The organism is Burkholderia diffusa, from assembly GCF_001718315.1.
Lineage (GTDB): Bacteria > Pseudomonadota > Gammaproteobacteria > Burkholderiales > Burkholderiaceae > Burkholderia > Burkholderia diffusa_B.
The window spans coordinates 2,157,538-2,180,392 of record NZ_CP013362.1; the positions used below are offsets into that span (position 1 = coordinate 2,157,538).

Consider the following 22,855-nt stretch of genomic DNA (forward strand, 5'->3'; position numbering starts at 1 on the left):
CCGCCAGCCCGTTGCCTCCACCCGTTTCAACACCGCCGCGACTTCGTGGCGACCGTATCCGAATACTCATGTTACGGCTCAGCGAACTCAAACTCCCGCTCGATCACCCCGAGAGTGCTCTCGAAGCCGCGATCCGTGCGCGCCTCGCGGAGCTCGGCGTGCCCGCAGACGGGCTTCTCCGTTACACGGTGTTCCGCCGTGCGCACGATGCGCGCAAGCGCGCCGACATCAAGCTCACGTATATCGTCGACGTTGAAGTCAAGGACGAAGCGGCCGTGCTTCCGCGACTCGCCGTCACGCCGCATTGCGGCGTGACGCCCGACATGACGTACCACTTCGTCACGAAGGCGCCCGAGCACGCCAACTTTCTGCGCCCGGTCGTCATCGGCATGGGTCCGTGCGGCCTCTTCGCCGGGCTGATCCTCGCGCAAATGGGCTTTCGGCCGATCATCCTCGAACGCGGCAAGGCCGTTCGCGAGCGCACCAAGGACACCTTCGGCCTGTGGCGCAAGAGCGTGCTCAATCCCGAGTCGAACGTGCAGTTCGGCGAGGGCGGCGCGGGGACGTTCTCCGATGGCAAGCTGTATAGCCAGATCAAGGATCCCCACCACTACGGCCGCAAGGTGCTCGACGAATTCGTCAAGGCCGGCGCGCCGGAAGACATCCTGTACCTGAGCCGGCCGCACATCGGCACGTTCCGCCTCGTCAGCATGGTGGAAAAGATGCGCGCGACCATCCACGAACTCGGCGGCGAAGTGCGGTTCGAAACGCGGGTCGAGGACATCGAAATCGACCAGGGCAAGGTGCGTTCGCTGAAGCTGTCGAACGGCGAAACGCTGCGCTGCGACCACGTCGTGCTGGCCGTGGGCCACAGCGCGCGCGACACGTTCCAGATGCTGCACGATCGCGGCGTGTATGTCGAAGCGAAGCCGTTCTCGCTGGGTTTTCGGATCGAACATCCGCAGGGAGTGATCGATCGCAGCCGCTTCGGCAAGTTCGCAGGCCACAAGCAACTCGGCGCGGCCGACTACAAGGTGGTTCACCACTGCAGCAACGGACGCGCGGTCTACAGCTTCTGCATGTGCCCCGGCGGCACGGTGGTCGCGGCGACTTCCGAGCCGGGCCGCGTGGTCACCAACGGGATGAGCCAGTATTCGCGCGCCGAGCGCAATGCGAATGCGGGGATCGTCGTCGGCATCACGCCGGAAGACTATCCCGGCGGTCCGCTGGCAGGCATCGCGTTCCAGCGCAAATGGGAGGAACGCGCGTTCGAACTGGGCGGCGGCGATTACAGCGCGCCTGGCCAGCTGGTCGGCGATTTCATCGCGGGCCGGCCGTCGACGTCGCTCGGCTCCGTGGTGCCCTCGTACAAGCCGGGCGTGCGCCCGACCGATCTCAGCACCGCGCTGCCCGACTACGTGATCGAAGCCATTCGTGAAGCGCTGCCGCAGATCGACAAGAAGATCGCCGGCTTCGCGATGCACGATGCGGTGCTCACCGGCGTGGAGACGCGCACGTCGTCACCGATCCGCATCCGGCGCAAGGACGATTACCAAAGCGTGAACGTCGAAGGGCTGTATCCGGCCGGCGAAGGCGCCGGGTATGCGGGCGGCATCTATTCGGCAGCGATCGACGGTATCGAAGTCGCGCAGGCGGTCGCGCTCGACCTGATGTCTCGGCACGCGTCCTGATATTGCCGGACAGGCCCGGCGCACGAACATCCGTGCGCCGGGTGAAGCCGGCATTTTCAATGTTTGCCCGGGGCGGACGTGAATCGTCGCATTGAGCCGACGATCTCCGATCGGAGAGCCGCTTCGCAAGAGCATTTGCACGGGTCACCGGCATGACACCGCGTTGATGGCGCGTGGACAACGTTTGACGATCGCTCGCGCGATCGGCGCCCGGCTTTCGCAGGCGGGTATCTCATTGTTGTCCGGCATGATCCGACAAGTCCTGGCGCACAACGCCACGCCAAGACCGGTGCCGAACCAATGGATCATCACTGCGCAGGCCGATCGCTGCGCGTGACCAGATTTCCCTTTAGCGCCGCGCTCATCGGCATGTCGAGATTCGCGCCGCGTGGCGGAATCGGTGATTCAAACCACTTTGCGTACAGGCGAGTGAATTCGCCACTTTTCATAAGTCGAGCGAGCGTGCCATCGACGAGCCGCTTGAACGCCGAATCGTCTTTGCGCACCATACATGCGTACGGCTCCACTTGCAGCGCGTCTCCGGTCACGACCCACGTACTCGGGTCGTCCGCGTTGGCCCTGAGCCCGTAAAGCAGAACATCATCGAGGGCGAGCGCCGCCGCTTTGTCGTCAGCGACAATTTTCAGCGCGTCGGCGTAGTCCTTTGTCAGCACGATTTCGGTATCGATGTGCTGCGTTTCGAGTTGGCGTCGCAGCGTTTTTTCATTCGTACTCCCGCCGACCGTCACGACGGCCTTGTGCGCGAGGTCGGCATAGTCGACAATGCGCGACGCCCGTTTTGCCATCAGCCGCGTACCGGCATAAAAGTAATTGATCGAGAACGCGACGTCCTTGCCTCGCGCCGACGTGTTTGTCGTCGACCCGCACTCCAGATCGTAGGTGCCGTTGACAAGCAGCGGAATTCGATTTTGACCGGTAACCGGCACGTAGGCGACCTTCAGATCCGGTCTGCGAAGTGCGTTGCGAACGTCGTCTACGATTGCTTCCGTTATGTCCATTGAAAAGCCGACGGCTTTATGCGGCGTCAGCAGATAGCTGAACGGCACGGCGGCTTCCCTGTACGAAACTACGATTTGATTCGACCGGGAGATTTTGTCTAACGTCTGCGCATTGGCAGCCATCGACGCGGCATACGCTGCGAATAATGCGGCGAGCATGACAACGGATGAGGATCTCATGATGCCTCTTTCACGACGTTTACGCTGCAGAAGCTCGATTTGCCGAGCCGTCTCCGTCGGTAGCGGACCGCACGTCGTATCGTTTGCCATGCGCCCATCAATTCCGACGTGAATTTACTTTAAGCGGAGCCGATCACTCCAGCTTGATTCAGGTCAACGGCGCAGCCGTCTCGGAACGAGTGTGGGGGCCGCGTTTCAGCTCCACGCAGCAAACCGTGTTGAGATGCGGCACCGACATGCCGCCCGCCTCGGCCGATCCCCAAGCGTCATGTCGGCAAGACAAGCACCGCCGCTGCCCCCTGAGACCACCCGACGCCCAGGCCGCTGGAGCCTGAAGTGCCGCGCGATACAGAGTCGTATCGCGCGATCTACTGGCCTATCGGCCAACTTCGACCGGAATCGTCGAAGCCACTGGTAAACTCGGGCAACCCAAGCAACAACTTCAAGCCGGATCTATGACCACGCTGTCGCCCGAGGCCTTTGCAGGCCACACTCCAATGATGCAGCAGTACCTGCGCATCAAGGCCGATCACCCCGACACGCTCGTCTTCTACCGGATGGGCGACTTCTACGAGCTGTTCTTCGAGGATGCGGAGAAAGCGGCGCGCCTGCTCGACCTGACCCTCACTCAACGCGGCGCATCGGCCGGCACGCCGATCAAGATGGCAGGCGTCCCGCACCACGCGGTCGAACAGTATCTGGCGAAACTCGTGAAGATGGGTGAATCGGTCGCGATCTGCGAGCAGATCGGCGACCCCGCTACGTCGAAGGGCCCCGTCGAGCGCAAGGTCGTGCGCGTCGTCACGCCCGGCACGCTGACCGATGCGGCGCTGCTGTCCGACAAGAACGACGTCTACCTGCTCGCGATGTACACGGGCCACAACAAGCGCGGCGTCGCGGTCAATATCGGCCTCGCATGGCTGAACCTCGCAAGCGGCGCGCTACGGCTCGCCGAAATCGAACCCGACCAGCTAGGCGCCGCGCTCGAACGCATTCGGCCGGCCGAGATCCTCACGGCGGACGGCGCAACCGACGCCGTGCCCGCTGGCGCCGGTGCGATCAAGCGCGTGCCGGCATGGCATTTCGATATTGCGTCGGGCACCCAGCGTCTGTGCGACCAGCTCGACGTCGCGGGCCTCGACGGCTTCGGCGCGCATTCGCTGACGAGCGCATGCGGGGCTGCCGGCGCACTTCTGCTGTACGCGGCCGCCACCCAGGGGCAGCAGTTGCGTCACGTGCGCAGCCTGAAGGTCGAGAACGAAACCGAATACATCGGGCTCGATCCGGCGACGCGCCGCAACCTCGAACTGACCGAAACGCTGCGCGGCACCGAATCGCCGACGCTGTACTCCCTGCTCGACACCTGCTGCACGACGATGGGCAGCCGCCTGCTGCGTCATTGGCTGCATCACCCGCCGCGCGCGTCCGTCGCCGCACAGTCGCGCCAGCAGGCGATCGGCGCACTGCTCGAGGCGCCCGCGAACGCGAGCCTCGACGCACTGCGCAGCGCGCTGCGTCAGATCGCCGACGTCGAACGAATCACCGGACGTCTCGCGCTGCTGTCCGCGCGACCGCGCGACCTGTCGAGCCTGCGCGACACGTTCGCCGCGCTGCCCGCGCTGCGCGAACGCATCAGCGCGATCGTCGCGAACGCGGATGCGCTCACCCGCGTCGACGCGGCGCTCGCGCCGCCCGCCGAGTGTCTCGACCTGCTGACGAGCGCGATCGCCCCCGAACCTGCCGCGATGGTGCGCGACGGCGGCGTGATTGCGCGCGGCTACGATGCCGAACTCGACGAACTGCGCGACATCTCCGAGAACTGCGGGCAATTTCTGATCGATCTCGAGGCGCGCGAGCGTGCCCGCACCGGCATCGCGAACCTGCGTGTCGAATACAACAAGGTGCACGGCTTCTACATCGAGGTCACACGCGGCCAGACCGACAAGGTACCCGACGACTATCGCCGTCGCCAGACGCTGAAGAATGCCGAGCGCTACATCACGCCCGAACTGAAGACCTTCGAGGACAAGGCGCTGTCCGCACAGGAACGCGCGCTGGCCCGCGAGCGCGCGCTGTACGACGGCGTGCTGCAGGCACTGCTGCCGTTCATTCCGGAGTGTCAGCGAGTCGCGTCGGCGCTCGCGGAGCTCGACGTGCTCGCCGCGTTCGCCGAGCGCGCCCGCACGCTCGACTGGGTCGCGCCTGCCTTCACCGACGAGATCGGCATCGAGATCGAACAGGGACGCCACCCTGTCGTCGAAGCGCAGGTCGAGCAGTTCATCGCGAACGACTGCCGGTTCGGCGCGGAGCGCAAACTGCTGCTGATCACCGGTCCGAACATGGGCGGTAAGTCGACCTTCATGCGACAGACAGCACTGATCGCGCTGATGGCGTACGTCGGCAGCTACGTGCCGGCGAAGTCGGCCTGCTTCGGCCCGATCGACCGGATCTTCACGCGGATCGGCGCGGCAGATGACCTCGCCGGCGGCCGATCGACCTTCATGGTCGAGATGACCGAAGCGGCTGCGATCCTGAACGACGCGACACCGCAGAGCCTCGTGCTGATGGACGAAATCGGTCGCGGCACGTCGACGTTCGACGGCCTCGCGCTCGCATGGGCCATCGCGCGTCATCTGCTGGCGCAGAACGGCTGCTACACGCTGTTCGCGACGCATTACTTCGAGCTGACGCAACTGCCCGCCGAATTCCCGCAAGCGGCCAACGTCCATCTGTCGGCCGTCGAGCACGGCCACGGCATCGTGTTCCTGCACGCAGTCAACGACGGCCCGGCGAACCAGAGCTACGGATTGCAGGTTGCGCAGCTCGCGGGCGTGCCCGCGCCGGTGATCCGCGCCGCGCGCAAGCATCTCGCGTATCTCGAACAGCAGTCTGCCACGCAGCATACGCCGCAGCTCGATCTGTTCAGCGCGCCGTCCGCCGCGATCGACGAACTCGAATGCGCGGACGCGCCGGCGCCGTCCGACATCCCGCATCCCGCACTTGAAAGGCTGCGCGACATCGATCCCGACGACCTCAAGCCGCGCGACGCGCTCGACCTGCTGTACGAACTGCGCACACTCGTTCGCTCGCACGATGCCGACGGGCACGCATAAACGCCGCCTGTCGGGCTGGCCGGCTCGTGCCGCAACCTCGCTGGCCGCGGTGGTGTTCGCGTTGGCGCAAGCCGGCGCGCTGGCCGCGCCGCCCAAACGTGCTGCCGCCCCGTACTCGTTCGCGGTCGTGTCAGGCGTCATCGACGCGCCGGCCGACGAGCCGGCCGCGCAGCGGCTGTTCGAATCGATCGCGCGCGAGCGCAATCTGGCCTTCGTCGTCTACGCAGGCGACATCAAGGGCGCGAAGGAAGCATGCCGCGACTCGCTGTATACGCAACGCGGCGCGATCCTGGACGCGTCGCGCGTGCCGCTCGTGTTCATTCCCGGCCACGACGATTGGGTAACGTGCAATACGGCGGCCGGCGGCAGCTACGACCCGGTCGAACGCCTGGACTTCCTGCGTCAGACGCTGCTGGCCGACGCGGCGCTGCCCGATTCCGGCGCGCTGCAGATCACGCGCGAAAGCGAAGTCGCCCGGTTCCGGCCCTATCGCGAAAACGCGCGTTGGTTGCATGACGACGTCGTCTACGTCGCACTGAACGCACCGGCGCCGAACAATCACTATCTGACGGCCGGCGGCCGCAACGGTGAATTCGAGGACCGCATCATCGCGAACGGTTTCTGGATCGACCACGCGGCCGAGTATGCGAAGCGACGCGAAGCGCGCGCATTGGTCGTGATTTTCGAAGGCGATCCGCAATTCGACCGCTATGAACGCGCCGAACGCTTTGCGTGGTTGCGTTTCAACCGGCCGCGCGTGCGCGACGGCTTCCGTGAACTGAAACGAACGCTGGTGAAGGCGGCGGCGACCTTCCGCGGCCCGATCCTGGTGATGCACGCGAGCAGCGAGCCGCTTGCGAACGGCTTCCTGATCGATCGCCCGCTGCATGCGGACGACGGCGTGCTGGTGGGAAATGTGACGCGTGTCGCGATCGGACCGCGTCATCCTGCGAATCAGTGGGTGAAGGTCAGCGTGTCACCGGCACGGCAGACGATCTTCAACGTGAGCGTGCAGGACGTCCCGAAGAATCTGCCGATCCCGCCCGCGCTGCCGGTCGTGCCGCGCGATGAGGTCCCGCTGCCGCAGATGCCGGAGATCCCGGCCTTGCCGGCACTGCCCGACTCGTCGTCGGTCGCGCCGCCGTTACAAGGCGACGGCACGACACCGGGCGGCGCTTCGTGGCCCGCGCCGCCCCCTGCTTCAGGGCCGGCGCCCGGCCTGCCCGCCAGCTCAGTGCAGGGTACGCCCTGACGGTGCGTCGCCGTCCTCGTCCTCGTCCTCGTCTTCGTCCTCATCGACGATTTCGAGGCCTTCCGCGCCATGCGCGTGCTCATGCTCGATCTCGTCCTCGGTCGCTTCGCGAACGTCCTTGACCGTCAGCGCGAAACGCAGTGCCATGCCCGCGAGCGGGTGGTTGCCGTCGAGCACGACCTTGTCCTCTGCGATGTCGGTGACCGTGTAGATCAGCGAATCCACTTCCTCATCGCCGTCTTCCGGCGTGCCTTCGAACTGCATGCCCACTTCGATCGGCTCGGGAAAACGATCGCGCGGCTCGATCTTCACGAGTTCGGGATCGTAGTCGCCGAACGCGTCCTGCGGCTCGAGCTGAATCTGCGCCTGGTAACCGGGCTCCTGGCCGTCGAGCTGTTCCTCGATCTTGGGGAACGTGCCATCATAGCCGCCGTGCAGATAAACCATCGGCTCGTCGCTTTCCTCAATCAGATTGCCTTGCGCATCCGACAGCTTGTAAGCGACCGACACGACGGTGTTTTTTGCGATTTTCATCCAATTCTCCCAAATACAAGTCTCATTATACGATGCGCAACCGGTCTCAAGCCGAACCGCGGGATGCCGCTGCCGCCCCGCTCGGCGCGCCGCCCTCCGATCTTCCCACGCCGCTGCTCGGCGGTCTCTCGCCAGCGCAATTCATGCGCCGCTACTGGCAGAAGAAGCCCCTGCTGATCCGCCAGGCGATCCCCGATGTGAAGCCGCCGGTCTCGCGCGACGCACTGTTCGAGCTGGCAGCGGACTATGACGCCGAATCGCGACTGATCACCCATTTTCGTAACAAGTGGCAACTGGCCCACGGTCCGTTCGAGCCGGGCGCGCTGCCTGCCGTTTCGCGCAAGTCCTGGTCCTTGCTCGTGCAGGGGCTCGACCTGCACGTCGACGCGGCACGCGCGCTACTCGACCGCTTCCGCTTCATCCCGGACGCACGCCTCGACGATCTGATGATTTCGTACGCGACTGACGGCGGCGGCGTCGGCCCGCACTTCGACTCGTACGACGTATTCCTGCTGCAGGTCGAAGGCCGGCGCCGCTGGCGCATCGGTGCGCAGAAGGACCTGTCGCTGCAGCCGGACGTCCCGCTGAAGATCCTCGAGCATTTCGAGCCGAGCGACGAGTGGGTGCTGGAGCCGGGCGACATGCTGTACCTGCCGCCGCACATCGCTCACGACGGTGTGGCCGAAGGCGAGTGCATGACCTGCTCGATCGGCTTTCGGGCGCCGTCCGCCGGGGAGCTGGGCGCGCAATTCCTGTATTACCTCGCGGAACGCGGCGGCCTGCGCAACGAGCGCGGCGACGCGCTTTACCGCGACCCGAAGCAGCCGGCGGTCGACACCCCTGCGCAACTGCCGCCGGCGATGGTCGATCGCGTCGCCGAGATCGTCGATGCGATCCGCTGGCGCAAGCGCGACGTCGCCGAATTCCTCGGTTGCTACCTGAGCGAGCCCAAATCAAACGTCGTATTCGAGCCGCCTGCGCGTCCGCTATCCGAGGCCGCGTTCGTCGCGCAGGCGTCGCGCCGAGGCGTATATCTCGACAGACGGACCGCATTGATGTATAACGCGCGCTCGTACTTCGTTAATGGCGAGGAAGAACCACTCGAGCAGGCCGGCGAATGGCTGCCCGAACTGGCCAATCTGCGCCACATGGAGGCGAAACGGTTTGTAACACTATCCCGGGTTCCCTCAATGACAGCCTTGCTGCACGAATGGTATTGTGCGGGCTGGATACGGGTCGGAAACCGGATTTAGTGAGCCGCCCCGTATGCCCGTGCAGATCAAATTCTGTATGGGAAAGACAACGTATTGACCCCGCATTTGTCGACGGTCGATAGGAAAGTGCATATAATTTCCGCCCAAGCCGTAGGGAAGATTCACGCTCTAGAAGTGCGTCTCCACCAGCGGCCCAGGTCGGTGTTGGAGCACATTACCGGTATTGTTTCGCGCTGTTGCTTACCTTTAACCATAAAAGGACGTGATCATGAAGAAATCCCTCCTCGTAGCTTCCCTGTTGGCTGCTGTTGCACTGGCTGCTTGCAACAAGAGCGCTGATCAAGCTGCTTCGTCGGCTGCTAGCGACGCATCGGCTGCTGCTTCGTCGGCTGCTTCGGCAGTTGCTGGTGCTGCGAGCGACGCTTCGGCTGCTGCTTCGTCGGCGACGGCTGCTGCGAGCGACGCAGCTGCTGCTGTGGCGTCGGCTGCTTCGGCAGCGACGGCTGCTCCGGCTTCGGGCGCAAGCCAGTAAGCCTCAGCATCAGCTGAAAAAAAACCGGCCCTTCGGGCCGGTTTTTTTACGTCTGTCGGTTCCGTGGATCGACTCCGGCAGGCGGCCGGCACGGGCGCCGCCCCGCCCCCCCCTTCCTGCGTGCGCTCAACCGAGCGTCAGCCAGTCGAAACCCGCGTCCTGCGTGGCCACGACCACTTCCTCCCCGTCCGTTCCCAGCACACCGGCCAACGCCTGGCGGGCCAGCTCGGGCCGATTGTTCTGCTGGCTCAGGTGCGCCGCGACGAGGTGCTGGAGGCGGCTGCGCTCGAGCGAGGCGAGAATGCCCGCGGCGGCATCGTTGCTCAGATGGCCGTGATTGCCACCGATCCGTGCCTTCAGCGACTGCGGATAGCGGCTTCCTGCGAGCATCGCGGTATCGTGGTTGGATTCAAGCACCAGCGCGTCACAACCGCTCAGAACGGCCGTGATATGCGGCGTGGCCATCCCGACGTCGGTCAGCACGCCGAGCCGGCGGCAACCGTCCATGAAGACGAACTGGAGAGGTTCCCGTGCGTCATGGGGCACGGTATAGGGAATTACGGCCAGATCTCGGATCGCGGCCGTCTCGTCGCCCCACAACACGTGCAGGTCGACATCGGCTTCGTCCGCGCCCACCGCGCGCGCCGTGCCCCAGCTCATGTAGAGCGGCAGCGACCCGCGCCGTGCGAGCGTCAGCGCGCTGCCGACGTGGTCGCTGTGTTCGTGGGTGATGAGAATGGCATCGAGATCGTCGATGCCGAGATTCAGGCGACCGAGGCGGCGCTCGACCTCCTTCGCGGAAAAACCGCAGTCGAGCAACACGCGGGTGGTCGTCGTGCCGCTCGAGACCTCGACGACCAGCGCGTTGCCTTCGCTGCCGCTACCGAGGCTGGCGAAGCGCACGCGATCAGTTCAGCTGGGCGTGCAGCAGCGAGATGATCCGCTGCGCGTCCGACGAGTTGTCGACCTTGCCATTCGCGTCGACTACCGCGACCTGCGTGCCGCCACTGCCCTGCGCGCGCACGTTGACCAGGTATTCCTTGCCCGGCTTGGCCGCCGACGGGCCGCCGTAGAACAGCTTGCCGAACAACCCGTCGCGCTTGAGCTCTTCCATCGTGTTCGCGTAGCGGACCGTGTACACGCCCTTCTCGCGATCGCGATTGTCGACCGCGAAGTTGGTGCGGTCGAGCGCGAGACCGACGCGCAGCCACGCACGGTCGAACGATTCCGCCAGTTGCAGCGTCGCGGCGCCGCCGCTCGTATCGCTGACCTGCGCCGGCGCCGTCGCGGGACGCGCATCGGTCAGCAGTTGCTTCGCCTGCGCATCGCTCAGGCCGAACTTCTGCATGAGCTTCGACAGGAACACGGCCTCGAGCACCGGGTTGCGCGGACGCTCTTCCCAGCGCGACGACGTGCCGCCCTGCGGGCCGACCATCATTTCCTCCATCGCGCTGTGCGTGATCGAGATGTCGGTGTTGCCGTCCGGCGTACGGTTCACGAGCGTGCGGAAACGGTCGCGCGTGCCCGACGAGTACGCGAAGTCGATGACCTTGCCGATCGTGCGGCGGAACCAGTCATCGGGAATGTTTGCGCGGTTCTCGGCCCAGTCCGTGGCCATGATGCCGGTCGACGGTGCGTCGGTCTTCAGCGAGAAGCCGTTCTCCTGCCAGAATTCCTTCAGGATCGGCCACAGCTGCTCGGGCGTGCGTCCGTCCACGACGAGCCAGCGGCGGTCGCCGTCGCGCTCGATATGCATGCCGAGCGGATCCTGCGCGCTCGGAACACCGTCGGTTGCGTTACCGGCGGCAGTCGCCGCCCGCGGCGGCAGCGTGCCGAGACCGGCGTTGCTCGGCGGCGCGACGAACTGCTGGGTCGTCGGCACCGGCTTCAGGTCGCTCGGCACCGCGAGCGGCGGCGCCGAACCCGTGTTCTTGTAGTTGACCCGGTCAGGAGCCAGATAATCGTTCAGCGTATCGCAGCCGGCGAGCGCGCCCAGCGCCAGCGCCACCACCGAAACCTGGATGGCGCGAGAGGAAAAGGCGAAACGTTTCATGAAATCCTTCGTCTTGCTAGAACGCTCGTCAGGAGCGGCGCCGGACGGAGCCGGCCGGTGCGGGTTGATGAGGAGTCGAGCCGGCGGCCGCAGGACGCGGCCGCCCGAGCATCAGAGGACGCCGGCCTCGACGAGGGCCGAACGCACGACATCGTGACAGCGCTCGTCGAGCGGCGTGAGCGGCAGGCGGATGCCGCCCTGCATCTTGCCCATTGCCTGCAGCGCCCACTTCACAGGAATCGGGTTCGCCTCGACGAACAGGTTCTTGTGCAGCGACAGCAGCTTCATGTGCAGTTCGCGCGCCGTTGCGACGTCGCCGGCCAGTGCCGCGCGGCACAGGTCGCTCATCGCGCGCGGCGCGACGTTCGCCGTCACCGAGATGTTGCCATGGCCGCCGAGCAGCATCAGCGCGATAGCGGTCGGATCGTCGCCGCTGTAGATCGCGAAATGCTTCGGCGCGGCCTTGATCAGGTGCGCGGCGCGGTCGATGTTGCCGGTTGCGTCCTTCACGCCGATGATGCCCGGCACCTGCGCGAGGCGCAGCGTCGTCTCGTGCGCCATGTCCGCGACCGTCCGGCCGGGCACGTTGTACAGGATCACCGGCAGGTCGACCGCCTCGGCGATCGTCTTGAAGTGCCGGTACATCCCTTCCTGCGTGGGCTTGTTGTAGTACGGCACGACCTGCAGCGTCGCGTCGGCGCCAACGGCCTTTGCGTGCTTCGTCAGTTCGATCGCCTCGGCGGTCGAATTGCCGCCCGCTCCCGCGATGATCGGGATGCGCTTCGCCGCATGCTCGACCGCCGTACGGATCATCAGGATGTGCTCTTCGACGTTGAGCGTTGCCGACTCGCCGCTCGTGCCGACCACGACGAGTGCGTCGGTGCCTTCCGCGATGTGCCAGTCGATCAGTTTGCGAAACGCCGGCAGGTCGAGACTGCCGTCTTCGAGCATCGGGGTGACGATCGCGGGGATGCTGCCGCGGATTTGAATGCCGTCTTGGGTGCCGTTAGCCATGAAACGCGATTGATTGATGTACCGGTAAACGTTGAGATTGTAGCGGATTAGCCGGGCAGTTCGTAACGTGGAATTCCCGCCCCCGCCGTCGGGGTCGCGCCCTCGCGTACCGCGCAGATGCGCTGCACGAACGCTTCGCGCGGCGCGGCGACGAATCCGTCCTCGTATGCGACCACCCGGAGGGGGCCGCGCACCGCGTCCAGCAGTTCGCCCGGGGCGAGCAGGAACGCGGGGTTGGACGGCTTGCCGACCGTTTCGTTTCCTTGCGCGAAGGTTTCGTAGATCAGCACGCCGCCCGGCGCCACCGCGTCGAGCAGTTGGGGCCAGAGCGGGCGATGCAGATAATGGGTGACGATCACCGCCGCGAACGACGCATCGGCCGGCAGCGGCCAAGGCGCGCCCTCGAGATCGGCGTCGCGCACATCGACGCCGGGAATCGCGCGCAATGCGGCCAGCGCGGCCGAATCGCGATCGAGCGCGACGACCGGATGCCCGCGCGACGCAAACCAGCGTGCATGGCGGCCGCCGCCCGCGGCGACGTCGAGCACCGTGCCGCCCGCCGGGACGAGCCGCGACCAGCGGGCGACCCAGCGCGACGGTTCGGTCTGGACGACGTGACCGCCCGCGGCAGCAATGACAGGTTCGCGCATGCGGTCAGGTCAGGTGTACGACAGGCCCATCGCCTCGCGCACGTCGCGCATCGTTTCGACCGCGTGCTTGCGCGCCTTGTCGCAACCGTCCGCGACAATCGCGCGCAGCAGCGACGGATCGTCCATGTATTTCTGTGCACGCTCGAGCATCGGCTGCTGCTCGCGCAGGATCCCTTCGACGACCGGCTGCTTGCAGTCGAGACAGCCGATGCCCGCCGAGCGGCAACCGCTCTGCACCCACTGGTGCGTCGTTTCGTCCGTATAGACCTGATGCAGCTGCCACACCGGGCACTTGTCGGGATCACCCGGATCGGTGCGGCGCACGCGCGCCGGGTCGGTCGGCATCGTGCGGACTTTCTTCGTGATCGTCTCCGCGTCCTCGCGCAGGCCGATCGTGTTGCCGTACGACTTCGACATCTTCTGGCCGTCGAGGCCCGGCATCCGGGACGCTTCGGTCAACAGCGCCTGCGGCTCGACCAGGATGATCTTGCGCGCGCCTTCGAGATAGCCGAACAGGCGCTCGCGGTCGCTCATCGACAGGCTCTGCGATTCCTGCAGCATCGCACGCGCCTGCTCGAGCGCCTCGTCGTCGCCTTCCTGCTGGTACGCATTGCGCAGCTCGTGATAAAGCTTCGCGCGCTTGCCGCCGAGTTTCTTCGCGGCTTCGAGCGCCTTCTCCTCGAAACCCGGCTCGCGGCCGTACAGATAGTTGAAGCGGCGAGCGATCTCGCGCGTCATCTCGACGTGCGGCACCTGGTCCTCGCCGACCGGCACGAGCGAGCCGCGATACAGCAGGATGTCAGCCGCCATCAGCACCGGGTAGCCGAGGAAGCCGTAGGTCGACAGGTCCTTGTCCTTCAGCTTCTCCATCTGCTCCTTGTAGGTCGGCACACGTTCGAGCCAGCCGAGCGGCGTGCTCATGCCGAGCAGCAGCGCGAGTTCCGCATGCTCGGGCACCTTGCTCTGGATGAACAGCGTCGCCTGCGCGGGATCGATGCCGGACGCGAGCCAGTCGATCAGCACGTCCCACACGTTCTTCTCGATGACCTCGGGCGTTTCATAGTGCGTCGTCAGCGCGTGCCAGTCGACCACGCAGAAGAAACACGGATACTCGGACTGCAGTTTCACCCAGTTTTTCAGCACACCGTGGTAGTGGCCGAGGTGCAGCGACCCGGTGGGCCGCATGCCGGAGAAAATACGATCTGGGAACATGATTGTCGTTAGAAAAGCGAGGCGAAGGGAGACAGGATGGCGCTCAGCACGCCGGCCGCGACGTTCACGAGCGGACGCAGCCAGAAGTTCGTCAGCACGCCCGTCATGACCAGCACGAGGACGATGATGAAACCGTACGGCTCGATGCGCGACAGCGCGATCGATTGCTTCGGCGGCAGCAGCGCGGCCAGGATGCGACCGCCGTCGAGCGGCGGCAGCGGAAACAGGTTCAGCACGCCGAGCACCAGGTTCGCGCTGACGCCTGCGTAGGCCATCCGCGTGAAGAACGGCTCGTCGATGCCGGCAGCGGGCAGCACGATGGTCAGCACGCCCCAGATCAGTGCCTGCACGAAGTTGCAGGCCGGGCCCGCCAGCGACACCCAAAGTGTGCCCCAGCGCGGATCGCGCAGATTGCCGAACGATACCGGCACCGGCTTCGCATAGCCGAACAGGAACGCGCCGCCCGTCAGGAAATACATTGCGAGCGGGATCGCGATCGTGCCGAGCGGATCGATGTGACGCATCGGGTTGAACGACACGCGCCCCATCATGTAGGCGGTGTTGTCGCCGAGCAGGCGCGCGGCATAGCCGTGCGCGGCCTCGTGCAGCGTGATCGCGAAGATCACGGGCAGCGCGTAGACGGCGATGGTCTGTATCAGGGAAGCGTCCATATCGCGTTATTGTAACAAGCGCACTCGCGCAAAAATGAATGGCGCTTACGCGGCAGAAAGCCCGAACGGTTCGAGCGCACCGCGCCCCGCCCGCAGGAGCTGCGGCTCGTCGCCCGTCAGGTCGATCACCGTCGACGGCTCGCGCGGACACGCGCCACCGTCGATCACGAGATCGACCTGCTTCTCGAGCCGTGCGCGGATGTCCTCGGGATCGTTGAGCGGCTCGTCGTCCGGCGGCAGGATCAGCGTCGTGCCGAGCAGCGGCTGGCCGAGCGATTCGAGCAGCGCAAGCGTGATCGCGTGATCGGGCACGCGCAGCCCGATCGTCTTGCGCGACGGATGCGACAGCCGACGCGGCACCTCCTTCGTCGCCTGCAGAATGAACACGTACGGGCCCGGCGTCACCGACTTGATCTGCCGGTACTGACGGTTGTCCACCATCGCGAAGTTGGCCAGTTCCGACAGGTCGCGCACGAGCAGCGACAGGTGCTGCTTCTCGTCGAGGCCACGGATGCGGCGCACGCGTTCGACCGCATCCTTGTCATCGAGGTGGCACGCGAGCGCATAGCTCGAATCGGTCGGCATCGCGATCACGCCGCCCTTGCTGACGATGTCCGCGGCCTGCTTGATCAGGCGCGGCTGCGGATTATCCGGATGAATCCTGAAGAACTGGGACATGGGGACACGTAAAGAGGGAGAAGTCGGATGCGCGCCTCGGCGGCAGCGCCAACGGCAAGCGGCCGCGGTACGTCAGAGCCAGCGCTCCCAGAGCGGTTTCAGGTCGGGCGGCAACGGCGGTAGGCTGCCGAGCTCGATGCGGCCCTCGCCCGGCGCATGGAAATCCGAGCCGCGCGACACTTCGAAACCGAAGCGGCGCGCGACGTCCGCGTATTCGCGGTATTGGTCGGGCGTGTGGCTGCCCGTAATGACCTCGATCGCGCAACCGCCGAGATCGATGAATTCGCCGAAAAACGCATCGAATTCGACCGGCGTGTAGCGATAGCGGCCCGGATGCGCGACCACGGCCTCGCCGCCCGCCGCGCGAATCCACGCCACGGCGTCGGACAGCGTCGCCCAGCGGTGCGGGACGAACCCCGGCTTGCCGTCGCCGAGCAGGCGGTCGAACACGTCGGAGGTCGATTCGGCATGGCCGTTCTCGACCAGGAAGCGCGCGAAGTGAGTGCGGGAGATCAGATCGGGATTCGATACGTACTTCAGCGCGCCTTCATACGCGCCCGGAATGCCGAGCGTCTCGAGTTGCGCGGCGATCGCCCGCGCACGAGCGGCGCGGCCGTGGCGTGTGCGGTAGAGACCGTCGACGAGCGTCGGGTTCGACGGATCGATGTTCAGCCCGACGATATGCACGGTGCGCGACGCCCACGTAACCGAAATCTCGACGCCGCTCAGGTAGCGCATCCCCAGCGCCTCCGCCTCGCTGCGTGCCGCCGCCTGGCCGCCGATCTCGTCGTGGTCGGTCAGCGCCCACAGGGTCACGCCGCCGGCATGGGCGCGGCGCGCGACGTCGGCAGGCGACAGCAACCCGTCGGAAACATTCGAATGGCAGTGGAGATCAGCGTTCATTGTCGGCATGGCAGGTGAAGCTTCATTCTACTGCAATGCGGCAATCGCGCCGCCCGCTTGCCCCGCCGCCGCCGCAGGCCTATGCGCAAAACGCCTCGATCAGCGCGGCGATCTGCTCCGGCTGGTCGTGGTGAACCATGTGGCCGGCATCCTCGACGAGCTTTTCGCGCCAGTCGGGGAACGCGCCGAAGCGCGCCTTGAACTCCGGCAGCGGGATGTCGCCGGCGAGATACGCGAGCGTCGGCGAATTGACGGCCTCGACGTGCAGCACCTTCGCGCGCACCTGCTTCCACACGGCCATCACCTCGTCGAGCCGGTACAGCTGCGGGCCTGCCATCTTGTGCGCGGGGTCCGCCAGCAGATGGTAGAGCCCATCGTCGCCACGCTTCGACCAGTGCGCGGCGAGGAACGCGGCGCGGCGCGGATCGAGCCGCGGATTGGTCTTGATCAGCCGGGCCGCCACATCGTCGAGCGACGCGTACGGGCGCAACACGGGCGGCTCGCGCAGCTCGTCGAGCCAGCCGCGCAGCCGGCGCGGCGCCTGCTCCGCCCGCGCGGGGGCGAGCCCGAACCCTTCGAGGTCGACCACGCGCCGCACGCGCTCCGGGCGCGCGCCCGCGTACAGGCAGACGACGTTCGCCCCCATGCTGTGCCCGACCAGATTGACTTCGCCGCTGGGCGCATAGTGATCGACAAGCGCATCGAGGTCGCCCAGGTACTCGTGGAACCAGTAATGCCCGCCGCCCTGCCTCGCGACCGGCCAGTCGGACAGGCCGAAGCCGCGCGCATCCGGCGCGATCACCTGCCAGTCGCCCGCGAGCGCGTCGACGACGAACTGGAACGATGCCGCGACGTCCATCCAGCCGTGCAGCATGAACAGCGTCGGCGCATCGGGCCGGCCCCAGCGCCGCACATGCAGCTTGACGCCGCGCACCGTGACGAAATCGGAAACAGAACTCGACGCACTCATTGCAACCGCCAGAAAAAAGAATGATCGTTCGATTATAGCGATGACGCTTCCGTTCCGGCGCCTGGCAGTGGAGGCAGCTCTCTAGCGATGGCGCGTGGAATCGGCGTATCCGACGCCGCGGACATGCCGCCGAACGATCCACAAGGCCGGCGTAGCGACATCCTTCGCCCGCCTGTCGGGAGCCGGCGACGCCCACGCCCTAATCCGCCGCCTTGCCGTCCGCCGCGTCCTGCGCGGCAAGTTCGTCCAGCTCCGCCTGCTCGAATCCGGCGGTTCGGCGCGCGTCGAAATTGAACGGACCGCGCAGCCGTGGCGCATGGTACTGCGCGGCGAGCGCGCGATAGGCCGGCACCGGATCGCGGCCCGCCTCGTCGCACAGGTACCGGAACCAGCGATTCCCGATCGCGACATGGCCGATCTCGTCGCGCAGGATCACGTCGAGGATCGCCGCGGACGCGTCGTCGCCCGCCTGCACGAGCCGCGCACGGATCGGCGGCGATGCGTCGAGCCCGCGCGCCTCGAGCGTGCGCGGCACGAGCGCCATCCGCGCGAGCACATCGGCCTTGGTCCGCTCGCACATCTCCCACAGCCCGTTGTGCGCGGGAAAATCACCGTACGCATGCCCGAACTCGGCAAGCCGCCCGGACAGCAGCATGAAGTGATGGGCCTCCTCGGACGCGACCTTCAGCCAGTCAGCATAGAATGCATCGGGCATCCCGGCGAAGCGCCACACGGCGTCGAGCGCGAGGTTGATCGCGTTGAATTCGATATGCGCGAGGGCGTGCAGCAGCACCGCGCGCCCCGCCGGCGAACGCATGCTGCGACGCTCGAGCTGGCGCGGTTCGACGAGCGGAGGGCGCGCCGGACGGCCGGGCAGGTCAGCCGGTTCGTCCAGATCGAGCGTCGACGCGATCGCGGCCTGCCCGGCCAGCAGCGCGTCATGCAGCGCGCGGACCCGCGCGGCTTTCGCGGCCGGCTCGGACATCCGCAGCGCGTCGAGCGCGGTGCGTCGCACGCAGTGCGGCGCAGCCATGAAAGAAGAAGGCTCCATGTTCATCAAACGGGGGCACCGCCCTTGCGCATCGCGAGAGCGCATGCACGCGACGGTTTACAATGTGCGTTTGTGCCGTCACGCAATGCGCCCGGCACGCCAGACGCGCCATTCTACCGGCGCCCATCATCGAAGAGACCAGGAGACTCCGTGACGATCTACAAACTGGGCGAAACGGCCCCGACGATCCACGAAAGCGTATTCGTCGCCGATACGGCGGCCATCATCGGCAAGGTCGTGCTCGAGGAAAACGCGAGCGTATGGTTCAGCGCGACGATTCGCGGCGACAACGAGACGATCACGGTCGGTGCCGGCAGCAACGTCCAGGAAGGCGCGGTCTTGCATACGGACCCCGGCTTTCCTCTGACGATTGCCGAAAACGTGACGATCGGGCACCAGGCGATGCTGCACGGATGCACGATCGGCGAAGGTTCGCTGATCGGGATTCAAGCGGTGGTCTTGAATGGAGCAGTCATTGGCCGCAATTGTCTGGTTGGTGCCGGCGCGGTCGTGACGGAAGGCAAGACGTTCCCGGACAACTCGCTGATTCTCGGCGCGCCGGCGAAAGTCGTGCGCGAGCTGTCGGCAGACGACATCGCGCGGCTGCGCGCAAATGCCAAGACGTACGTCGAACGACGCGCGCATTTCAAGGAGCAACTCGTGCGGATCGGCTGATTCGCGCGGATTTCAAGGAAGAAGAGTGAGCGACCAGTTACAGAAATTCATGTTCAATTCGGCACCCGTGCGCGGCGAAATCGTATCGCTGCGCAACACGTGGCAAGAGGTGCTTTCCCGCCGTGACTACCCTGCCCCGGTGCGCACGGTGCTCGGCGAGATGATGGCCGCGTGTGCGCTGCTGTCCGCGAACCTGAAATTTCACGGCACCCTGATCATGCAGATCTTCGGCGACGGGCCGGTCCAGATGCTGGTCGTCCAGTGCAGCTCGGACCTGTCGATGCGCGCGACGGCCAAGTTCGCCGGCGACGCCGCGCAGACGATCGGCGACGACACGCACTTCGCGTCGCTCGTCAACGCGAGCGGCCACGGCCGTTGCGTGATCACGCTCGACCCGGCCGAGAAGCTGCCGGGCCAGCAGCCTTACCAGGGCATCGTGCCGCTGAACGGTGTCGACGGTCCGCTCGAATCGGTGTCGCAAGTGCTGGAGCACTACATGCACCACTCGGAGCAGCTCGACACGAGGCTGTGGCTCGCGGCCGATCGCGACCGCGCGGTCGGCATGCTGCTGCAGAAGCTGCCGGGCGACGGCGGCATCGTGCCGCGCAACGCCGAGACCGACGCCGACACGTGGGAGCGCGTCTGCACGCTCGGCGGCACGCTGTCCGCGAAGGAACTGCTCGAGGTCGAACCGGAAGTCGTGTTCCGCCGGCTCTTCTGGCAGGAAAACGTGCAGCACTTCGATCCGGCCGGTACGCGCTTCCAGTGCTCGTGCTCGCGCGAAAAGGTTGGCGCGATGCTGCGCATGCTCGGCCGCGATGAAGTCGACAGCGTGATCGTCGAACGCGGACACGTCGAGATCCACTGCGAGTTCTGCAACCAGCGCTACGAGTTCGATCCGGTCGACGTCGCGCAACTGTTCGCCGCGCCGGAACTCGCGACCGGCATCACGCCCGCGACCGACCAGCGCCACTGAGCGAGTCGCGCGCCTGTGCTCGCCATGCGCGCGCGGGCGCATAATGGCGCATGAGCGTCGCTCGCACGGCCCTGCGCTGAAGGCCCGCCTTCGGCGCAAACCGCTTTCCGCTGTCGGCGCGCTGCTGGAGAAACACATGAATCGCCCGTTCCGCACCCTCGTCCTGACCAGTGCCGCAGCCGGCACACTGACCCTCGTCGGCTGCGCGGTGCAGCCGCCTTCGTCGACGATCCTGAGCCGCCTGCCCGAACCGGGCGCATCGGGCGGTCAGCCGCCCGCACTGTCGAGTGCGGAGCGCAAACGCTACGACGAAATCGACCGGCAGGTGCTGCGCGAGCAGAACAACGCGATGGCGGCAGAAGCCGCCGCACGTGCGTGGTCGTATTACTCGCCGCCCCCCGTGACGGTCTACGGCGGCTATTACGGCGGCGGCTGGGGAAACCGGTGGGGCACCGGCATCGGCTACGGTTACCCGGGCTGGTGGTGGTGATGCGCGATCACGTCGACCAACTCGACCGGCTCGATTGACGACTGACAGGAAATAAAAAAGCGCGGTATTTCCCGCGCTTTATCAATGGTTCGGACTCCCGCGCTCAGTGATGCGCGGCCTTGCCCTTCTCGCCGCCATGATGCCGCGACGGCTTCGCGATCGACTGCGGGTTCGGCACGACACGCACGGGCGCCGCGGACACGGTGCCGCGCGTCGACGTGTTCGAAGGCGCGTTGCTCAGCGGCGCGGCTGGCGCATTCGGCGACACGAACTGCACGAATACTTCGCCGTCCTTCACCATGCCCATTTCGTAGCGCGCGCGCTCCTCGATGGCCGCGGTACCGCCCTGCAGATCCTGCACTTCGCCCGCGATCCGTTCGTTGCGCAGCTTCTCGTCCGCATTCTTCTGCAATTGATCGCCGAGCTGCTGGCGCAATTCGTGCACCCGCAACCATCCGCCGTGTCCCCACCATAGGGGGTACTGAATGAGCGCCAGCAAGGCAATCAGGACGACAGTGACAAGCCGCATGTACGAGACGCAGATATAAGAAGCGCCGCTCCGCGCGACATGCACAGAGCGGCGTCGAGATGACGAACCCGATAGTAGCGCGTTAGCGCAGGTTATAGAAAGCCGATTTGCCCGGGTAGCTCGCGATATCGCCGAGGTCTTCCTCGATGCGCAGCAGCTGGTTGTACTTCGAGATACGGTCGCTGCGCGACAGCGAGCCCGTCTTGATCTGACCGGCGTTCAGGCCGACCGCGATGTCCGCGATCGTCGAATCTTCCGTTTCGCCCGAACGGTGCGAGATCACGGCCGTATAGCCTGCGCGCTTCGCCATTTCGATTGCCGCGAATGTTTCGGTCAACGTACCGATCTGGTTGATCTTGATGAGGATCGAGTTCGCGATGCCCTTCTCGATGCCTTCCTTCAGGATGCGCGTGTTCGTGACGAACAGATCGTCGCCGACGAGCTGAACCTTCTTGCCGAGGCGCTCGGTCAGCAGCTTCCAGCCGTCCCAGTCGCTTTCGTGCATGCCGTCCTCGATCGACACGATCGGGAACTTGTCGGCGAGCGTCGCGAGGTAGTCGGTGAATTCGGCCGACGACAGTTGCAGACCTTCGCCCGCGAGCTGGTACTTGCCGTCGTGGTAGAACTCCGATGCCGCGCAGTCGAGTGCGAGCAGCACGTCCTCACCCGCACGGTAGCCTGCCTTCTCGATCGCCTGCAGGATCGTCGACAGGCACTCGTCGTTGCTGCCGAAGTTCGGCGCGAAGCCGCCTTCGTCGCCGACTGCCGTGCTCATGCCGCGGTCGCTCAGAATCTTCTTCAGTGCGTGGAACACTTCCGCGCCGCAACGCAGGGCTTCACGGAACGTCGGCTGGCTCACCGGGACGATCATGAATTCCTGGATGTCGAGGCTGTTGTTCGCGTGCGCGCCGCCGTTGACGATGTTCATCATCGGAACCGGGAGTTGCATCGCGCCCGAGCCGCCGAAGTAGCGGTACAGCGGCAGGCCGGCTTCTTCAGCCGCTGCCTTCGCGACGGCCATCGATACGGCCAGCATCGCGTTCGCGCCGAGGCGCGACTTGTTGTCGGTGCCGTCCAGCTCGAGCAGCGTCTTGTCGAGGAACGCCTGTTCCGACGCGTCGAGGCCCATGATGGCTTCGGAGATTTCGGTGTTGATGTGCTCGACGGCCTTCAGCACGCCCTTGCCGTTGTAGCGGCCGGCTTCGCCGTCGCGCAGTTCGATCGCTTCACGCGAGCCGGTGGACGCGCCCGACGGCACCGCCGCGCGGCCCATCGTGCCCGATTCGAGCAGCACGTCGCATTCGACGGTGGGGTTGCCGCGCGAATCCAGAATCTCGCGGCCGATGATATCTACGATTGCACTCATGGGTTTCCTCTGAGAATGACGATGGATTCTTCAAACTGCGACGGCACGCACGCCGAAACTGCCTACGCTACTGACGCGCGAA

Annotated in this window: 23 protein-coding genes; 8 read left to right on the plus strand and 15 right to left on the minus strand. The window is 65.8% G+C overall.

The annotated features are described in order from the left end of the window. The first annotated feature begins 68 nt into the window (after positions 1–68). Positions 69–1,691, plus strand: a complete 1,623-nt coding sequence (locus WI26_RS09975) for an NAD(P)/FAD-dependent oxidoreductase (protein ID WP_059593428.1) — start codon at positions 69–71, stop codon at positions 1,689–1,691. Positions 1,692–1,999: 308 nt separating this feature from the next. On the opposite strand, the gene WI26_RS09980 is transcribed toward WI26_RS09975, so the two are convergent. Then, a complete protein-coding gene (locus tag WI26_RS09980; protein WP_069226395.1) occupies positions 2,000–2,890 on the minus strand; it encodes an amino acid ABC transporter substrate-binding protein in 891 nt (296 codons plus the stop codon). 455 nt (positions 2,891–3,345) lie between these two features. On the opposite strand from WI26_RS09980, the gene mutS reads away from it, so the two are divergent. Together mutS and WI26_RS09990 are read left to right on the plus strand one after the other, a co-directional pair. Then, on the plus strand, positions 3,346–6,003 hold the full coding sequence (gene mutS / locus WI26_RS09985; protein ID WP_069225857.1) for a DNA mismatch repair protein MutS: 2,658 nt from the start codon (positions 3,346–3,348) through the stop codon (positions 6,001–6,003). Continuing rightward, complete coding sequence (locus WI26_RS09990; protein WP_069225858.1) at positions 5,984–7,255, plus strand: hypothetical protein; 1,272 nt, start codon at positions 5,984–5,986, stop codon at positions 7,253–7,255. Before mutS ends, WI26_RS09990 begins: the two co-directional genes overlap by 20 nt. Here WI26_RS09990 and WI26_RS09995 read toward each other — a convergent pair. After that, positions 7,235–7,789, minus strand: coding sequence for an FKBP-type peptidyl-prolyl cis-trans isomerase (locus tag WI26_RS09995; protein WP_059980389.1), 555 nt, complete (start codon positions 7,787–7,789; stop codon positions 7,235–7,237). The two genes, WI26_RS09990 and WI26_RS09995, sit on opposite strands and share 21 nt — an antisense overlap. A 32-nt stretch (positions 7,790–7,821) precedes the next feature. On the opposite strand from WI26_RS09995, the gene WI26_RS10000 reads away from it, so the two are divergent. Beyond that, entirely contained in the window at positions 7,822–9,042 is a 1,221-nt protein-coding gene (locus WI26_RS10000; RefSeq protein ID WP_059464166.1) for a cupin domain-containing protein, read from the plus strand. A gap of 54 nt (positions 9,043–9,096) precedes the next feature. Next, on the plus strand, positions 9,097–9,342 hold the full coding sequence (locus WI26_RS33400; RefSeq protein WP_011657350.1) for a hypothetical protein: 246 nt from the start codon (positions 9,097–9,099) through the stop codon (positions 9,340–9,342). A gap of 20 nt (positions 9,343–9,362) precedes the next feature. On the opposite strand, the gene WI26_RS32680 is transcribed toward WI26_RS33400, so the two are convergent. The 11 genes from WI26_RS32680 to WI26_RS10050 all read right to left on the minus strand — a co-directional run bounded on the left by WI26_RS32680 (position 9,363) and on the right by WI26_RS10050 (position 18,743). Continuing rightward, positions 9,363–9,545, minus strand: coding sequence for a hypothetical protein (locus WI26_RS32680; protein WP_162499716.1), 183 nt, complete (start codon positions 9,543–9,545; stop codon positions 9,363–9,365). A 116-nt stretch (positions 9,546–9,661) separates the two neighbouring features. Further along, positions 9,662–10,438, minus strand: coding sequence for an MBL fold metallo-hydrolase (locus WI26_RS10005; protein WP_069225859.1), 777 nt, complete (start codon positions 10,436–10,438; stop codon positions 9,662–9,664). 4 nt (positions 10,439–10,442) lie between these two features. Continuing rightward, a complete protein-coding gene (gene bamC, locus WI26_RS10010) occupies positions 10,443–11,588 on the minus strand; it encodes an outer membrane protein assembly factor BamC (protein ID WP_059464168.1) in 1,146 nt (381 codons plus the stop codon). Between the two features lie 111 nt (positions 11,589–11,699). Beyond that, a complete protein-coding gene (gene dapA, locus WI26_RS10015; RefSeq protein ID WP_059464169.1) occupies positions 11,700–12,602 on the minus strand; it encodes a 4-hydroxy-tetrahydrodipicolinate synthase in 903 nt (300 codons plus the stop codon). A gap of 47 nt (positions 12,603–12,649) precedes the next feature. Then, the gene (locus tag WI26_RS10020) at positions 12,650–13,252 is read right to left on the minus strand and encodes a class I SAM-dependent methyltransferase (protein ID WP_059510863.1); all 603 of its coding nucleotides are present in this window, start codon (positions 13,250–13,252) and stop codon (positions 12,650–12,652) included. 9 nt (positions 13,253–13,261) lie between these two features. After that, positions 13,262–14,464 (minus strand): tryptophan--tRNA ligase, encoded by a 1,203-nt coding sequence (locus tag WI26_RS10025; protein WP_059450434.1) that lies wholly within the window; start codon positions 14,462–14,464, stop codon positions 13,262–13,264. 8 nt (positions 14,465–14,472) lie between these two features. After that, positions 14,473–15,135, minus strand: coding sequence for a site-2 protease family protein (locus WI26_RS10030; RefSeq protein ID WP_069225860.1), 663 nt, complete (start codon positions 15,133–15,135; stop codon positions 14,473–14,475). A 45-nt stretch (positions 15,136–15,180) separates the two neighbouring features. Then, positions 15,181–15,813 (minus strand): L-threonylcarbamoyladenylate synthase, encoded by a 633-nt coding sequence (locus WI26_RS10035; RefSeq protein WP_059537904.1) that lies wholly within the window; start codon positions 15,811–15,813, stop codon positions 15,181–15,183. A gap of 72 nt (positions 15,814–15,885) precedes the next feature. Beyond that, the gene (locus tag WI26_RS10040) at positions 15,886–16,716 is read right to left on the minus strand and encodes a 3',5'-nucleoside bisphosphate phosphatase (RefSeq protein ID WP_059464173.1); all 831 of its coding nucleotides are present in this window, start codon (positions 16,714–16,716) and stop codon (positions 15,886–15,888) included. Positions 16,717–16,795: 79 nt separating this feature from the next. Next, the gene (locus tag WI26_RS10045; RefSeq protein WP_069225861.1) at positions 16,796–17,686 is read right to left on the minus strand and encodes an alpha/beta fold hydrolase; all 891 of its coding nucleotides are present in this window, start codon (positions 17,684–17,686) and stop codon (positions 16,796–16,798) included. Positions 17,687–17,885: 199 nt separating this feature from the next. Next, positions 17,886–18,743 (minus strand): ferritin-like domain-containing protein, encoded by an 858-nt coding sequence (locus WI26_RS10050; RefSeq protein ID WP_069225862.1) that lies wholly within the window; start codon positions 18,741–18,743, stop codon positions 17,886–17,888. Between the two features lie 144 nt (positions 18,744–18,887). Here WI26_RS10050 and WI26_RS10055 point away from each other — a divergent pair, with 144 nt between their 5' ends. The 3 genes from WI26_RS10055 to WI26_RS10065 all read left to right on the plus strand — a co-directional run bounded on the left by WI26_RS10055 (position 18,888) and on the right by WI26_RS10065 (position 20,878). After that, positions 18,888–19,412: a gamma carbonic anhydrase family protein gene (locus tag WI26_RS10055; RefSeq protein ID WP_069225863.1), complete on the plus strand. Its 525-nt coding sequence runs from the start codon at positions 18,888–18,890 to the stop codon at positions 19,410–19,412. 25 nt (positions 19,413–19,437) lie between these two features. Then, a complete protein-coding gene (gene hslO, locus WI26_RS10060) occupies positions 19,438–20,388 on the plus strand; it encodes an Hsp33 family molecular chaperone HslO (protein ID WP_059464177.1) in 951 nt (316 codons plus the stop codon). A 136-nt stretch (positions 20,389–20,524) separates the two neighbouring features. Further along, positions 20,525–20,878 carry a hypothetical protein gene (locus tag WI26_RS10065; RefSeq protein WP_059537898.1) on the plus strand — a complete coding sequence of 118 codons (354 nt, stop codon included), beginning with the start codon at positions 20,525–20,527 and terminating at the stop codon, positions 20,876–20,878. Positions 20,879–20,981: 103 nt separating this feature from the next. Here the strand turns inward: WI26_RS10065 and ftsB are convergent, their stop codons facing one another. Then, positions 20,982–21,407 (minus strand): cell division protein FtsB, encoded by a 426-nt coding sequence (gene ftsB, locus WI26_RS10070; protein WP_059537896.1) that lies wholly within the window; start codon positions 21,405–21,407, stop codon positions 20,982–20,984. A gap of 82 nt (positions 21,408–21,489) precedes the next feature. Continuing rightward, complete coding sequence (gene eno, locus WI26_RS10075) at positions 21,490–22,773, minus strand: phosphopyruvate hydratase (RefSeq protein ID WP_027784848.1); 1,284 nt, start codon at positions 22,771–22,773, stop codon at positions 21,490–21,492. Positions 22,774–22,855 lie beyond the last annotated feature (82 nt).

What these genes read in the sequence shown, in the direction of transcription:
- ftsB (WP_059537896.1), bottom strand. Translation starts at nt 21,407, where the DNA reads ATGCGGCTTGTCACTGTCGTCCTGATTGCCTTGCTGGCGCTCATTCAG.
- WI26_RS10050 (WP_069225862.1), bottom strand. Translation starts at nt 18,743, where the DNA reads ATGAACATGGAGCCTTCTTCTTTCATGGCTGCGCCGCACTGCGTGCGA.
- dapA (WP_059464169.1), bottom strand. Translation starts at nt 12,602, where the DNA reads ATGGCTAACGGCACCCAAGACGGCATTCAAATCCGCGGCAGCATCCCC.
- mutS (WP_069225857.1), top strand. Translation starts at nt 3,346, where the DNA reads ATGACCACGCTGTCGCCCGAGGCCTTTGCAGGCCACACTCCAATGATG.
- WI26_RS10040 (WP_059464173.1), bottom strand. Translation starts at nt 16,716, where the DNA reads ATGAACGCTGATCTCCACTGCCATTCGAATGTTTCCGACGGGTTGCTG.
- WI26_RS09990 (WP_069225858.1), top strand. Translation starts at nt 5,984, where the DNA reads ATGCCGACGGGCACGCATAAACGCCGCCTGTCGGGCTGGCCGGCTCGT.
- bamC (WP_059464168.1), bottom strand. Translation starts at nt 11,588, where the DNA reads ATGAAACGTTTCGCCTTTTCCTCTCGCGCCATCCAGGTTTCGGTGGTG.
- WI26_RS09980 (WP_069226395.1), bottom strand. Translation starts at nt 2,890, where the DNA reads ATGAGATCCTCATCCGTTGTCATGCTCGCCGCATTATTCGCAGCGTAT.
- WI26_RS10000 (WP_059464166.1), top strand. Translation starts at nt 7,822, where the DNA reads ATGCGCAACCGGTCTCAAGCCGAACCGCGGGATGCCGCTGCCGCCCCG.
- WI26_RS09975 (WP_059593428.1), top strand. Translation starts at nt 69, where the DNA reads ATGTTACGGCTCAGCGAACTCAAACTCCCGCTCGATCACCCCGAGAGT.
- WI26_RS10025 (WP_059450434.1), bottom strand. Translation starts at nt 14,464, where the DNA reads ATGTTCCCAGATCGTATTTTCTCCGGCATGCGGCCCACCGGGTCGCTG.
- WI26_RS10045 (WP_069225861.1), bottom strand. Translation starts at nt 17,686, where the DNA reads ATGAGTGCGTCGAGTTCTGTTTCCGATTTCGTCACGGTGCGCGGCGTC.
- WI26_RS32680 (WP_162499716.1), bottom strand. Translation starts at nt 9,545, where the DNA reads ATGCTGAGGCTTACTGGCTTGCGCCCGAAGCCGGAGCAGCCGTCGCTG.
- eno (WP_027784848.1), bottom strand. Translation starts at nt 22,773, where the DNA reads ATGAGTGCAATCGTAGATATCATCGGCCGCGAGATTCTGGATTCGCGC.
- WI26_RS10020 (WP_059510863.1), bottom strand. Translation starts at nt 13,252, where the DNA reads ATGCGCGAACCTGTCATTGCTGCCGCGGGCGGTCACGTCGTCCAGACC.
- WI26_RS10035 (WP_059537904.1), bottom strand. Translation starts at nt 15,813, where the DNA reads ATGTCCCAGTTCTTCAGGATTCATCCGGATAATCCGCAGCCGCGCCTG.
- WI26_RS10030 (WP_069225860.1), bottom strand. Translation starts at nt 15,135, where the DNA reads ATGGACGCTTCCCTGATACAGACCATCGCCGTCTACGCGCTGCCCGTG.
- WI26_RS10065 (WP_059537898.1), top strand. Translation starts at nt 20,525, where the DNA reads ATGAATCGCCCGTTCCGCACCCTCGTCCTGACCAGTGCCGCAGCCGGC.
- WI26_RS09995 (WP_059980389.1), bottom strand. Translation starts at nt 7,789, where the DNA reads ATGAAAATCGCAAAAAACACCGTCGTGTCGGTCGCTTACAAGCTGTCG.